This window comes from Telmatocola sphagniphila (assembly GCF_018398935.1).
In the GTDB taxonomy this organism is placed as follows: domain Bacteria; phylum Planctomycetota; class Planctomycetia; order Gemmatales; family Gemmataceae; genus Telmatocola; species Telmatocola sphagniphila.
In genome coordinates this window covers 2,579,928-2,593,560 of the sequence record NZ_CP074694.1, presented here as the reverse complement: position 1 = coordinate 2,593,560, position 13,633 = coordinate 2,579,928, and the positions used below count along the sequence as shown (strand labels likewise).

Genomic DNA, 13,633 nt, shown 5'->3' with positions numbered 1-13,633 from the left:
TTTTGCGTTCAACTTAAACCGCTTTCGCTGGTTCGAGAAAGGCCCAGCGCTCGGCCAGTTGTCGGTTGGAAATCCGCCAGATGACAATTCCTCGAAAAGCGAATTTCTGATTAGTGTTTGGGTCGGTGGCCGTCCAGCGGTTGCGGACAACCACTTTATCGGCTTCGGTGATAAGATCTTCAATGGTCACTCTCATATCGGGGAATTTTCGGAGCGCGCCGGCGACATATTGCATCGCCCCTTCCGGACCGGGCGGCAAACCGACTGGAACACCCGCTCCATGATCCACAAAATCCGCAGCGAAGTTGACTTTGCCAATGGCGATATTTTTCTGATTAACGAATTGCTCGAAATGATCCCGAACGAATTGCTTCATTTCCTCGAGCGTAAACCCGGTTATCGAATTCATGGGAGTGCCTCATTTGGGTTGATCGAAAACGGAGACATTTTCAGCGAGGTAAGCATCCAGAGTCCGTGGTGATCGGCCGATCAGTTTTTGAAGAACATCGTCCGATCCCGCGCCTTTACCCGAAAGGTAATATTCGTCGAGTTCGGCAATTGCCCGGGCACGCCATCCGGGGATCCCGGCTCCCACCATGCCTTGAAGGATTTGTTCTTCGCTCAGGTTTATGTAAGTCACGTTCCGGCCGGTCACATTCGAAATCCGTTGAGCAATCTCCTGGTTGGAGAGTGCTTCTGGTCCGAACAGTTCGAAAATCTGATTCCGTGGGGAACCAAGAGATAACAACAGGGCCGCGGCGAGAGCAATATCGCGAATATCGACCAGACTGATTCGGGATTCCCCGATCATGCCGTAGAAACAATCCTGGGTCCGAATACTCGGAGCGAAGTAAGTGCCAATATTTTGCAAGAAACCATTGGGCCGAAGAATCGTATGAGGTACTTTCAAGGTTCTGGCTATATCCTCGACTTGGCGATGCCAGGAGGGAAATGATTTGGGAAAATCCGCTGCACCCAGTGCCGATTGAATTACGACATGTCTGGTGCCTAGCTTCTTGCAAGCTTGAAGGAAATTGGATTCCAGCTCAACTAAATCGGGTATAGCGGCACAGACCAGATAGGCGGAATCGATTCCGGAAAGAGCCTTTTCCAAACTTTCAAGATCTGAAAAATCTCCGTAAACCACTTCGGCGCCAGTGGGAATTTTGGAGGCATCTTTGCTGTTTCGGCATAAAGCACGAACGTTTTTCGTCTTGAGTTGAAGCAATTCCTGCACAACAGCCCCACCCACTAACCCGGTTGCGCCTGAAAAGAGAATCATGTTGGACCTTTCCTTTGGATTTTCGGATCCTATTACTTGCTATGAAAAATAGCAGTTGGAAAATATTCAGACAATAACGCACTTTTTTGTAAGGTCCCTATCGATGCGTAAACCGCACTTCAACTGCCCCGTGCAAGCGACAATTAATGCGATTGCCGGGAAGTGGAAAGTTCGAATCGTCTGGTATCTGTCTTTCGAGGACTATGGCTTCGCTCGACTCCGGCGTAAGCTAAAGGACGTTTCGGAAAAAGTGCTGATCGAGCAATTAAAACAACTCGAATCGGACAAAATCATTGTCCGTACCGTGCGAGAATTGAAACCGCTGCGAGTGGATTATTCACTCTCCGAGGAAGGCCGGGCACTTATTCCTCTGATGCAGCAGTTGTGCGACTGGGGAAGTCTGAATTATGGAATCAAAGGGACACTCCCTCAGCCGAAAAAGAACGTTTCGTGAAGATTGTTTCCAGGGGATATCTCAACACGGATAAAAAGATTAGGCCACTTGAAACTATAAATGATAGCGGGATATAAGATGTCCGTTTTCAAAGTCAACAAACCTTCAAATTGAGCCGATCAGAAATTCCCATTCACAAACGCAATCTGATAGCGGAGGTCGATGAGGGGAGTAAAAAGGGCTGAACGTGTTCCTGGGATCATTGAACCGCATCGGGGCGCGGAGAATGATAACGTGATATTCGTAAGTGAAACGCTACTGCGGAGGTCCATCCCCGGCAGACAGGATTGTCACGGCCTATCTAACGACCGCGAATTCTCCGGCAGGCTGGCTATCCAGATAAGTTGTACGTAACGGGCTGATATGATGCCGAAACCCCCGAGTGCTCCATACTTACCCCAGATCAGGTAACCGACACCGCAGAATAGGGCGTAGTTAAAGATCAGATCAATGACCGTTAGATGCGAGGGCTGAGGAGAAGTCGGCAAGTTCATGGGTGATTACTGCCAAAAAAAAATCGTGAACTTATCCACGCTCAATCACTTGATCATAGCCGAGCAGTATTCCTGCTACCAAGCCGAAAAGGATCGCGGCCGCTATTTTAACCCTGGGGATTTTTCGATGTTTCCGTGAAGGAATGCGACATGGGGAAACTTTTTACTTCGATTGACGACGATCTGCATAGCTTCATTGCGAAGCAACATCTGTTTTTCGTCGCGACGGCCCCGTTATCAGCGGAAGGGCATGTCAATTTGTCGCCGAAGGGGCTCGATAGTTTTCGCGTGCTGGGGCCTACCCAGGTGGCCTATCTCGATCTCACCGGCAGCGGCGTGGAGACTATCGCACATCTTCAGGAAAACGGGCGTCTGACAATCATGTTCTGTGCGTTCGAAGGCCGTCCGCGAATTTTGAGGCTCTATGGCCGGGGCCGGGCAGTTCTCCCATCGAGTGCGGAAGGGATCGCGCTAATTGCCGGGTTTCCCAATTATCCCAGTGCGCGGGCAGTTATAGTTCTCGATATCGAAAGGATAGCCGATTCCTGTGGCTTCGGTGTGCCGCGTTTTGAATATATCGACGAACGGACGCAGTTGACCGACTGGGCGAAAACCAAAGGGGAGGAAGGGATTCGAGCGTATCAAGCTCAGAAAAACCATTCGAGTATCGATGGGCTGAAGGGGCTATGAGAAAGTTCTACCAAGCGAAATTAATTTGCAGGAGTTCCTTTGCATTAATGCTAGTATCAGGGGATATCGTCCGTAGAAATCGCACTCCGGAGCCTCTATGGGTTTCAAAATTCCTCTGACTTTCCTCCTGGCTCTGGTGCTGGGCCTCCCCCTTCTTGCAGAGAAACCGGAGAACAACTATTTTGAATCGCCATTGCCCCATCAACCCTTCGACAAAACTCCTTTTCGACCGATTAAAATTCCCGATTGGGTGCAAGGGACTACCGGCGTCGGCTACACCCTCTCTGGCATGGACACCACCGGTCGAACGGCTGCCGTCCGTCACGGCGTCACGATTAGCGAGATGAATTTTGTCGATCCTTTTTATCCTTATTACGACAGCAAATTGCTTCTCAAACGCAGTCCTCACGTGCCGCTGGACCGCATCCAAAATGAGATTGCGGAGTATAAGAAGCTGGGAATCCGCATTCTCGGGGTCTATCCGCCGACCTTGCAGGGCGAAGTCTATGAAAAACACCCCGACTGGCGGCGAATCACTTCCGATACGAGGACCATTCCTCAGGTCGATATGAAAGCGGCCCCCTATGGCGGCATGCTTTGCCTGCTCGGGCCGTACGGCGATTTCTTTATCGATGTTCTCGCCGAGATTTTGGAGAAACATCCCGAAGTCGATGCTTTCAGCTTCGATGGTCTGCATCACGGCGGCTTCTGCTACTGCGAACACTGTCGTAAAAACTACCTCGCAGATACCGGTAAGCCACTGCCCCCGAAGCCCGATCTGAACGATCCGGACTTTCGTCGGTACCAACACTGGGTCGATCGCAAACTCGAAGCGGTTGTCGCGAAAGCCCAACAAAGACTGAAGTCCATTAAGCCCGAGGTGGCTTTAGTCACCTGGACGACAAACGCCGGTCGCTACGGCCATTTTCTCAGTCTGCCGCGCAACATGTCGACGCGCATGAATTTGCTATTCGACGCTCCCGATCAGGAATTCTGGGCCGATGAAAGCAATCGCGGCCTCACTGTGGTGCCGGCCTTTGCCAACGCTTATGCCTGGGCCGTGACCAATCATCGCGTGGCCTTCAGCGAACCCTATTTGATGAGTCATGGCAATCCGTACGGGAAAGATAGTTTTCCGGGACATGAAATTGAACGACGCATGATGCTGGCTTTGACGCACGGCGCTGGGCCGAGCATCGCGGTGGGCCAGCCGAAGCGATTGCGGGCTGAAGTGGATCGTTGTCTCGATGAGGTACAGAAGCGCAAGCCCTGGCTGACTCATAAATCGCCGGAGCCCTGGGCGGCCCTCATCATGAGCGACAACACTCGGACTTTCTACGGACGGCAGGCAGGCCGGGTGGAAGAACGCTATATGTCGAGTGTCTTTGGAACCTTTCGGGCCACGCTGGAAGAGCATCTGCCGACAACAGTCGTTAACGACTGGAATCTCACTCTGGAAGAATTGAAGAAATACGCCGTGGTGATACTGCCCAATACGGCGAGTTTGGATGACAAGCAGGTGAAGGCTTTGGACGAATATGTGAAGCAGGGGGGCGGGCTCGTCGCGAGTCTGGATACTTCCCTCTTCGATGAATATGGCGATCCGCGAGCCAGGTTTGCTCTGGGTAATTTACTGGGAGTGGATTATCTGGGGCTTCCAACATCTAAAGCCCCCAAGGTTGAGCTGGATGTCAATTTCGCTCAAGGCATCGGGTCGGATTATTGGGAAAAACGCAAAAATATCTTCGATTTTCGAATTCTGGATTCCTGGCTGATGTCGGGGCAGCTGACGCAATATCTGGATAACGAACCGGTGACCTTCAAAGGCCCGGCCGTGCGGGTGAAGCCGCACTCGGGTACGAAAATTCTGGCAACTTTACAAGTCAAAGACGATCCCCGGCCCGAGCCGTTCCCTGCAATTATCAGCCGCGAATATGGGAAGGGGAGAGTGGTCTACTTCCCGGCGGGAATCGACGCGGGATACTATCTTTATTCCTATCCCTATCAACGTTTGCTTTTGGGAAATGCGATTCGCTGGGCTGCTGGGCAAATTGCTCAGCCGGTGGTGGTGAAAGCTCCCCTTTGCGTTCAGTCCACAGTGATGCGGCAGACCCATCCGATGCAGAATCGGCTGATCGTTCACCTTTACAACGATGTCAACACGACCGGGGGTAAAGCCTTCCCGAATGACGATGTGCCGCTAAGAGAAGAGGTGCTACCTATCCACGATATTGAGGTTCGCTTCCGGAAAGATTACAAACTCGGCAAGATTCGGCTGGAGCCCGAGGGAATCGAGTTAGAGAAGCTGGAAACAGCTGAGGGAGTATCGGTCATCGTGCCCAAGTTGATGATTCATTCCATGGTGGTGGCCGAACTGAATTCCCCGTAAAGAATTTTTGCAACCATCGCTCGTCAGCTCCGTTTCCCTATCGATAAATTGTCCTGAAAAAGAGTAATAGTTTCGTAGGACGGAGAGATTGGGAATGAGAAATTTGAGAATCGCGTCCTGGATAGCGCTCTTTTGGGGCGTTGGCTTCGGTATGGGCTTTGCTTACCGGACGGCGATCCAGACCAACGAAGCTTTGGTCAGTGAATTTAAATCCGGCGGGCTGGTAATAGGCGATACATTTTCAATTAACTCACAGATTCTTAGTGAAAAACGAGTCATCAACGTCTATTTTCCTCCCGGCTATTCTGAATCGACAGACATGCGTCTGCCGGTTCTTTACATGCCCGATGGCGGACTTGCGGAGGATTTTCTGCATGTGGCGGGTTTGGTGCAAGTCGGATCGGGCAACGGTACGATGCGTCCCTTCATTCTCGTCGGCATCCAAAATACGGAACGGAGAAGGGATCTCACGGGGCCGACAGCGAATGCCAAGGATAAGACGATTGCACCCCATGTTGGAGGCTCCGCGGAATTTCGGAGATTCCTTCGAGAGGAACTGATGCCAGAGGTGTCAAAACGGTATCGAACAACTGCGGAAAAAGCGATTGTCGGAGAGTCGCTGGCGGGTTTATTCGTTATCGAAACCCTTTTCCTGGAGCCGGACCTGTTCGACACCTACATTGCCTTCGATCCCAGCCTTTGGTGGAATGATCAACAGATGCTCAAAAAATCTGGGGTAGAATATCTTCCCAAACTACCCTCGGGTAAACACCTTTTTTTCGCCAATAGTGGAGAATCCTCCCTCGCGCCCTTGGTAGAAGAGCTCAAAGAGAATCTCCGTAAGTCTGCCCCCAAAGGGTTCGATTGGCATTCGCAGGAATTCAAGTCCGAGACGCACGCCACGATTTTTCACCCGGCCTGTTTGATTGCTTTTCGAACCATGTTCAAGCCGGTGGGAAATGCTAACAAGTAAATTCAAGCTATCGAGGTAGCGAGGCTATAATTGCTTGGGTTATTCAAACACAATCAACCGGCAAGACCGGGCTGTTTTGAAAGCTCGATGATTCTCGGCTGCTGAGATTCAGGTTAGCACTAACTCGATCTGCTGCCACTCGTGCAACCCAGCCGCCCGCCGAGACGGCTTGGTCCCGACAAGCGATGGATTGAAGCGAAACGATCGAGGCATCAAGAGCCGCCGCCCGAATCCCCGGACGATCCCGAGTCTCCACCCGAGTTGGTGCCTTCACCACCGCCACCCTGAGCGAGCAATTGGCCCGTTTTGCCATTAAACCCTACGAGGCTGGCGTAGCCGCCGCCTTGCAGCCAGACAAAGATATCTCTCACTCCGTCGGCATTGCCATCGGCTACCCGAACATTTACGCCGTTGGTGACGGTGGATACATAGGGCAGGAAGCTATCGATAGTGGAAAAGTCTTTCCCACTGAATGCTTTGACAGCTCCTCCCGGGGCGCCGGGGCCAGCGCCAACCACGATGTCTGAAATGCCATCGCCATTCACATCGCCGCCTGCGACGGAAATCGCCCCGTTGAAACCTGGGAAAGCAAAAAAGCCTGGGTTATAAACCGTGCCGTTGGCATTGAAGATTGCCACTCGTCCGTTGATGCCGACCCCACCCGCCCCAACGATAATCTGATCGTCCGCGCCTCCCGCAAAGTTTGCCCCACTCACCGAGACATTGCCGAGGAAGCCGGGGAAAGCTAAGAAGCTGGCGAGTGTCGATCCATTTTGTCCGCTGATGGCTTTGACGGCCCCATTGCAACCATTTGCGGAAATGAGAATGTCCTGATCGCCATCGCCATTGACGTCGGCCGTACCGAGATTCACAGTTCCCATAAATCCGGGAAATGCCAGAAAGCTTTGAAGGAGGGCGCCGGTTTTCCCGTCGAAAACTTTCACATGACCGGACGAATTTTGCGCGGCCACAATCAGGTCGGTTACGCCATCGCCATTCACATCTCCCGCCGCGGTAACCAGTGCGCCTCGATAGCCCGGGAAGGGGGTAACGGTCGGAATTCGTTCCGCGGTAGTCAGGGCATCGTAGAGATTAGCAGTGGAATCGACTTGGCCGTTATAGGTGGCGATGGCTATCCCGTTATCGGTTATCGCCGCCGGGACGTCGCGAGATTCCAGGGTTTCGAGATTCAATCGGGCGTGGGTGTGTGGGCTTCGTCGGGAAGCTGTATTAGTAACATTCGGCCATAGTCGGAGAGTCGTAATCATGTTCAAGCCTCAGGATGTAAATCGGAGAGTTTCAAGTTCAGGAGAAGCTTGTAAAACGCCCAATCGCAATCGTTTTACGAGAATCTCCGAACTTGATTATTGTAATGAAAACGAATTTCATTTTGGAACTTGCGAGGGTTTCAAAGAAATAATTTGGGACGAAATCGGGGCCGTTGAAGAGAGCAAATCTTCCGGACAGCGAATATTTCGGCGATAGCCGTTTGCGGATTTATGGAGGAAGGTAGCTCAAGTGGCTTCTCATGCTCAACACTCTACATACCGGAATTTTTTGCGAGCTGTATCTGCTTGCGGGGCAGGAAAACTTCTCGAAGATCAGTTTGTGGCCGAACTCCCGTGAGTGCAAACTCCCAGTGGGTCGGCCAACTCGATTGAAGTGCATTTGGCAAGTGTTAGCCGATCTTGCGTTCACAGTTCGGCATTTTTAAATAAGATAAAAATAATTATATGTGATATTATATAATTTAATTTATTAATTCCCGTTTTTTTTTGCTTTTTGTAAGGCTTTTCTTTTACGAGACGCGGCCAAAACTCTTCATTTCTTTATTTTCAAGGTGGAATATAGTTGCAAACTGTTCACGGTTGAAGATAATCTATCGCTAATGATTGTTTGAACTGGGTAGGATGCCCAATTTAAGAGGCCCTAATCCATGTCTCAAGCGTCCAAGTCTGTTCGTAAATACTCAAGCTTTTTTGCCAGTCGCTTCACCTATCCCGCTGTAGCGGCCATTTGCCTCCTCGTGCAAAATCGGGCGAACGCGCAGGTGAACGCTCACTGGTCCGCTGGTACAGGTGACTGGAACTCCGCGGCCAGCTGGAGTAACGGGGCGGTTCCTAACAATGGCGTGCCAGCTGGCACTAACTACAACGTCTACCTTGATGGGAATAATGGAAACACTGCCTATACCGTGACGATGGATAACAGTTACACGGTGAACTCATTTACGCTCAGTTCCAGTTACGCCACGCTGTCTCAAACATCCGGTTCTGTATTTCAGACGACGAATGCGACGATTTCCGCCGGTACTTATTCCGTGAACGGGGCAACAATTCGCGGCGGTACCTGGGTTATCAGTGGTTCGGGGCAATTACAATTTAATTCAAGTTCATCGAATACTCTCGATGGTGTTGCGATTTCGGGCGCGTTGAATTTATCGACAGCGAGCAGTTATGTTCGACTTGTGAACGGTACCACCTTTTCCTCGGGTTCGAGTGTGACGATAGGTTCTTCGGCGGGTTTGGGAATAGGTCAGACCAGTGTGGTGGACAATGTTTCGATTACGTTGGGTTCGAACAGTTATGTGGCGGTGGAAGGGAATACGAATGCAAGTCTGGGCAGTAATGTGTTGATCTCGCAGTCGGCGAGTACAACGGGTCAAGTCGGGAACAGTTACAACTTCAGTGGTACGGGGAATCTGACAAATGGTGGCAAGATTCAGGCGATCAATACGAGCTCGGTGATCAACATCAACCCGACGGGTACGTTCACGAACACAGGTACGTTGTTGGCGGGTTCAGTAGGGGGTGGTGGCACGATCAACATCAATCCGACCGGGAATGGCGTGGGTTCGACGAGTCCGACGTGGTCGAACAGCGGTCAGTTTATGGTGGATTCGAATGGGGTGTTGAATTTGGGGGGTAGGTTTACGACAGCGGGTTTGAATCTGGGTGGTATCACTCGTTTGAATGCGGGGGGTACGATCAACATCACGGGCACGTTGGACAATACGGTGGGGGGCCCGTTGGCGTTGACGGCAACGACGGGATCGTTGACGCTCAATGCCGGGACGATATCCGGGGGTACGTTTACATCTTCGGGGGGGTCAAGTCTGAATGCGTCGACGAGTTCCAACAATCAGTTGAGTGGTGTCGCGATTTCGGGGACGCTGAATTTGTCAGGATCGAACAATTACGTGCGTTTGACGAATGGTTCCACTTTTTCCTCGGGTTCGAGTGTGACGATAGGTTCCTCGGCGGGCTTGGGGATAGGTCAGACCGGTGTGCTGGACAATGTTTCGATTACGTTGGGTTCGAACAGTTATGTGGCGGTGGAAGGGAATACGAATGCGAGTCTGGGCAGTAATGTGTTGATCTCGCAGTCGGCGAGTACAACGGGTCAGGTTGGGAACAACTACAACTTCAGTGGTACGGGGAATCTGACAAATGGTGGCAAGATTCAGGCGATCAATACGAGCTCGGTGATCAACATCAACCCGACGGGGACGTTCACGAACACGGGTACATTATTGGCAGGCTCGACGACGGGTGGTGGCACGATCAACATCAATCCGACCGGGAATGGCGTGGGTTCGACGAGTCCGACGTGGTCGAACAGCGGTCAGTTTATGGTGGATTCGAATGGGGTGTTGAATTTGGGGGTAGGTTTACGACGGCGGGTTTGAATCTGGGTGGTATCACTCGTTTGAATGCGGGGGGTACGATCAACATCACGGGCACGTTGGACAATACGGTGGGGGGCCCGTTGGCGTTGACGGCAACGACGGGATCGTTGACGCTCAATGCCGGGACGATATCCGGGGGTACGTTTACATCTTCGGGGGGGTCAAGTCTGAATGCGTCGACGAGTTCCAACAATCAGTTGAGTGGCGTCGCGATTTCAGGGACGTTGAATTTGTCAGGATCGAACAATTACGTGCGTTTGACGAATGGTTCCACTTTTTCCTCGGGTTCGAGTGTGACGATAGGTACTTCGGCGGGTTTGGGGATAGGTCAGACCAGTGTGCTGGACAATGTTTCGATTACGTTGGGTTCGAACAGTTATGTGGCGGTGGAAGGGAATACGAATGCAAGTCTGGGCAGTAATGTGTTGATCTCGCAGTCGGCGAATACGACGGGTCAAGTCGGGAACAACTACAACTTCAGTGGTACGGGGAATCTGACAAATGGTGGCAAGATTCAGGCGATCAATACGAGCTCGGTGATCAACATCAACCCGACGGGGACGTTCACGAACACGGGTACATTATTGGCAGGCTCGACGACGGGTGGTGGCACGATCAACATCAATCCGACCGGGAATGGCGTGGGTTCGACGAGTCCGACGTGGTCGAACAGCGGTCAGTTTATGGTGGATTCGAATGGGGTGTTGAATTTGGGGGTAGGTTTACGACAGCGGGTTTGAATCTGGGTGGTATCACTCGTTTGAATGCGGGGGTACGATCAACATCACGGGCACGTTGGACAATACGGTGGGGGCCCGTTGGCGTTGACGGCAACGACGGGATCGTTGACGCTCAATGCCGGGACGATATCCGGGGGTACGTTTACATCTTCGGGGGGGTCAAGTCTGAATGCGTCGACGAGTTCCAACAATCAGTTGAGTGGCGTCGCGATTTCAGGGACGTTGAATTTGTCAGGATCGAACAATTACGTGCGTTTGACGAATGGTTCCACTTTTTCCTCGGGTTCGAGTGTGACGATAGGTACTTCGGCGGGTTTGGGGATAGGTCAGACCAGTGTGCTGGACAATGTTTCGATTACGTTGGGTTCGAACAGTTATGTGGCGGTGGAAGGGAATACGAATGCAAGTCTGGGCAGTAATGTGTTGATCTCGCAGTCGGCGAATACGACGGGTCAAGTCGGGAACAACTACAACTTCAGTGGTACGGGGAATCTGACAAATGGTGGCAAGATTCAGGCGATCAATACGAGCTCGGTGATCAACATCAACCCGACGGGGACGTTCACGAACACGGGTACATTATTGGCAGGCTCGACGACGGGTGGTGGCACGATCAACATCAATCCGACCGGGAATGGCGTGGGTTCGACGAGTCCGACGTGGTCGAACAGCGGTCAGTTTATGGTGGATTCGAATGGGGTGTTGAATTTGGGGGGTAGGTTTACGACGGCGGGTTTGAATCTGGGTGGTATCACTCGTTTGAATGCGGGGGGTACGATCAACATCACGGGCACGTTGGACAATACGGTGGGGGGCCCGTTGGCGTTGACGGCAACGACGGGATCGTTGACGCTCAATGCCGGGACGATATCCGGGGGTACGTTTACATCTTCGGGGGGGTCAAGTCTGAATGCGTCGACGAGTTCCAACAATCAGTTGAGTGGTGTCGCGATTTCAGGGACGCTGAATTTGTCAGGATCGAACAATTATGTCCGTTTGACGAACGGTTCCACTTTTTCCTCAGGTTCGAGTTTGACGATAGGTTCCTCGGCGGGTTTGGGGATAGGTCAGTCGGGTGTGGTGGACAATGTTTCGATTACGTTGGGTTCGAACAGTTATGTGGCGGTGGAAGGGAATACGAATGCGAGTCTGGGCGGCAACGTAGTAATTATCCAGTCAGCAAGTACGACAGGTAATGTGGGGAACTATTACAATTTCAATGGCACAGGGAATCTGACGAGTGCCGCCCTCATTCAGGCAAGCAACTCTGGCTCGCAAATTAATATAAATCCTACGGGATCATTCACCAATAATGGTACCTTAGTAGCCTCGAATGGCGGAACGATCAATCTGGTTTCCGGCACCACCTTAACAAATCTAGCATCCGGAACCCTCACGGGAGGAAGCTACGTCGTTCAGGGTTCCTCCACAATGAATTTTAATGGTCGAACAATCTCTACCCTGGGGGCCGGAACATCGGTCACCCTGGATGGTAGTAATTCGGTATTCGCAGCCATCAACACCTTGACCGCGAGTTCGGGTAACTTCAAGATTACGAATAGTCGGAACTTCACGGTTAGCGGCGGAACCTTCACCAACAATGGCACCTTGGAAGTAGGAGCCAATAGTACATTCACCGGAGCCGTAAATACTTCGGGGGGGACTGTTCAAGGGGTCGGGACGATTGTCGGCAATGTGGGATTCACGGGTACGAATAATCTGCTACAAACAAGTCCTTCCAGCACGACGGGTAATCTGACAATCACGGGCAATTTCACGCTAAATGTTTCAACAACGGTCAATGTGAAACTCAACGGCAATACTTCAGGGAGCCAATACGATCGCATCACTATCACGGGTTCTTCAAACGCAATCAATCTGGCAAATGCCCTGTTGAATATCTCCTTGGGCTACGATCCAAGTGTAACCGACAAACTTTATATTCTGGTAAATCAACCAAACAACTCAATTACTGGAACATTCTCCGGTCTGCCGAACGATTCCTTCTTCAGTTTGACCAATCCTAACACCGGCCATTCGTTTACGGCTTATATCACCTACTACGGCAATTCCAGTACGAACGCAACATACGGAGGCAACGATGTCCTGATCGCCTTTTCTCCGGTGCCGGAACCTGCAAGTTTATTGGTTCTGGGATCGGCGATCGGAGGAGTCCTGGCCTGGAGAAGGCGATCCAGTAAAAAATCCTAATTTGCCTCAGCGGAAGATGGGCTGAGAATTTAATATAAGCTGTAGTTGGAGAAGATTGTCTGTAGTTGTCCAGGCTTTTGAGGGCAGGTGAGAGCTTGTCGACTTCTGATTCCGAATGGCGGGAAGAAGACTTTCATGCGCCTCCCGCGCGTAACTTTGAGGAATTGGTCGATCACCTGGAATCTACCGTCTCCGCTGGTCAAGCGGAACCCGCAGCAATCGAAGATCTTCGGCTCTACATTCTGGTTCGGATGTATCAAGGCTTTTCGCAGCGCGAAATCGAAGCCGAGATGGAATCCTGGGGCCTCAGTTCCGATTTTGCGAGAGGAATCTACACTTCTACTCGTTCAGAAGGAGAGGTCGATACTGTAAAAATTGATGGGGTCGAATGCTTAATAGCTTACGAGGAAGTTCAATTTATGGGGCTTCCGGGAATTCGTTTTGCGAATCCCATGTATGCCAAACAAATTCGAGAGATAATGAAGGCGAACCGCAGGCATCGGGAAGCCCGGCGCATGCTGGAGGAATTGACTAGAGGAAATGAGACGGCCAACCTCGGATTTGTCCCGGATGCTTCGCCAATAAAAACGCAAGCTGTCCATCGCCAGGCGGAAAACCGCCGAATAGTCTGGCTGATGGTTATGCTGCTGATTTTGTCCTCAAGCGGATTGGGTATCCTCTGGAAATGGAGATGAGATGTTTTTCGATTTCG

General features: G+C 51.5%; 11 protein-coding genes. 8 read left to right on the top strand and 3 right to left on the bottom strand.

All coding sequences use genetic code 11. The annotated features are described in order from the left end of the window. Positions 1-13 precede the first annotated feature (13 nt). Positions 14-409 (bottom strand): ester cyclase, encoded by a 396-nt coding sequence (locus KIH39_RS10270; protein WP_213499238.1) that lies wholly within the window; start codon positions 407-409, stop codon positions 14-16. Positions 410-418: 9 nt separating this feature from the next. Then, the gene (locus KIH39_RS10265; RefSeq protein WP_213499237.1) at positions 419-1,282 is read right to left on the bottom strand and encodes an NmrA family NAD(P)-binding protein; all 864 of its coding nucleotides are present in this window, start codon (positions 1,280-1,282) and stop codon (positions 419-421) included. A 103-nt stretch (positions 1,283-1,385) separates the two neighbouring features. Here KIH39_RS10265 and KIH39_RS10260 point away from each other — a divergent pair, with 103 nt between their 5' ends. The 4 genes from KIH39_RS10260 to KIH39_RS10245 all read left to right on the top strand — a co-directional run bounded on the left by KIH39_RS10260 (position 1,386) and on the right by KIH39_RS10245 (position 6,282). Further along, positions 1,386-1,736 (top strand): winged helix-turn-helix transcriptional regulator, encoded by a 351-nt coding sequence (locus tag KIH39_RS10260; RefSeq protein WP_213499236.1) that lies wholly within the window; start codon positions 1,386-1,388, stop codon positions 1,734-1,736. Between the two features lie 644 nt (positions 1,737-2,380). Next, entirely contained in the window at positions 2,381-2,920 is a 540-nt protein-coding gene (locus KIH39_RS10255) for a pyridoxamine 5'-phosphate oxidase family protein (protein WP_213499235.1), read from the top strand. 97 nt (positions 2,921-3,017) lie between these two features. Beyond that, positions 3,018-5,309, top strand: a complete 2,292-nt coding sequence (locus tag KIH39_RS10250; protein WP_213499234.1) for a ThuA domain-containing protein — start codon at positions 3,018-3,020, stop codon at positions 5,307-5,309. 94 nt (positions 5,310-5,403) lie between these two features. Then, positions 5,404-6,282: an alpha/beta hydrolase gene (locus KIH39_RS10245; RefSeq protein ID WP_213499233.1), complete on the top strand. Its 879-nt coding sequence runs from the start codon at positions 5,404-5,406 to the stop codon at positions 6,280-6,282. 212 nt (positions 6,283-6,494) lie between these two features. Here KIH39_RS10245 and KIH39_RS10240 read toward each other — a convergent pair whose 3' ends face one another. Continuing rightward, positions 6,495-7,550: an FG-GAP repeat domain-containing protein gene (locus KIH39_RS10240; RefSeq protein WP_213499232.1), complete on the bottom strand. Its 1,056-nt coding sequence runs from the start codon at positions 7,548-7,550 to the stop codon at positions 6,495-6,497. A gap of 668 nt (positions 7,551-8,218) precedes the next feature. Between KIH39_RS10240 and KIH39_RS10235 the strand changes: the two genes are divergently transcribed. The 4 genes from KIH39_RS10235 to KIH39_RS10220 all read left to right on the top strand — a co-directional run bounded on the left by KIH39_RS10235 (position 8,219) and on the right by KIH39_RS10220 (position 13,616). Then, positions 8,219-9,970 (top strand): beta strand repeat-containing protein, encoded by a 1,752-nt coding sequence (locus KIH39_RS10235; RefSeq protein ID WP_213499231.1) that lies wholly within the window; start codon positions 8,219-8,221, stop codon positions 9,968-9,970. Then, on the top strand, positions 9,967-10,710 hold the full coding sequence (locus tag KIH39_RS10230; protein ID WP_213499230.1) for a hypothetical protein: 744 nt from the start codon (positions 9,967-9,969) through the stop codon (positions 10,708-10,710). The genes KIH39_RS10235 and KIH39_RS10230 overlap by 4 nt, the downstream gene beginning before the upstream one ends. Positions 10,711-10,788: 78 nt before the next feature. Beyond that, positions 10,789-12,921: a beta strand repeat-containing protein gene (locus KIH39_RS10225; protein WP_213499229.1), complete on the top strand. Its 2,133-nt coding sequence runs from the start codon at positions 10,789-10,791 to the stop codon at positions 12,919-12,921. 95 nt (positions 12,922-13,016) lie between these two features. Continuing rightward, positions 13,017-13,616, top strand: a complete 600-nt coding sequence (locus tag KIH39_RS10220; RefSeq protein WP_213499228.1) for a hypothetical protein — start codon at positions 13,017-13,019, stop codon at positions 13,614-13,616. Positions 13,617-13,633 lie beyond the last annotated feature (17 nt).

Coding starts and splice junctions, on each gene's coding strand:
- KIH39_RS10270 (WP_213499238.1), bottom strand. CDS start 409: ATGAATTCGATAACCGGGTTTACGCTCGAGGAAATGAAGCAATTCGTT.
- KIH39_RS10265 (WP_213499237.1), bottom strand. CDS start 1,282: ATGATTCTCTTTTCAGGCGCAACCGGGTTAGTGGGTGGGGCTGTTGTG.
- KIH39_RS10260 (WP_213499236.1), top strand. CDS start 1,386: ATGCGTAAACCGCACTTCAACTGCCCCGTGCAAGCGACAATTAATGCG.
- KIH39_RS10255 (WP_213499235.1), top strand. CDS start 2,381: ATGGGGAAACTTTTTACTTCGATTGACGACGATCTGCATAGCTTCATT.
- KIH39_RS10250 (WP_213499234.1), top strand. CDS start 3,018: ATGGGTTTCAAAATTCCTCTGACTTTCCTCCTGGCTCTGGTGCTGGGC.
- KIH39_RS10245 (WP_213499233.1), top strand. CDS start 5,404: ATGAGAAATTTGAGAATCGCGTCCTGGATAGCGCTCTTTTGGGGCGTT.
- KIH39_RS10240 (WP_213499232.1), bottom strand. CDS start 7,550: ATGATTACGACTCTCCGACTATGGCCGAATGTTACTAATACAGCTTCC.
- KIH39_RS10235 (WP_213499231.1), top strand. CDS start 8,219: ATGTCTCAAGCGTCCAAGTCTGTTCGTAAATACTCAAGCTTTTTTGCC.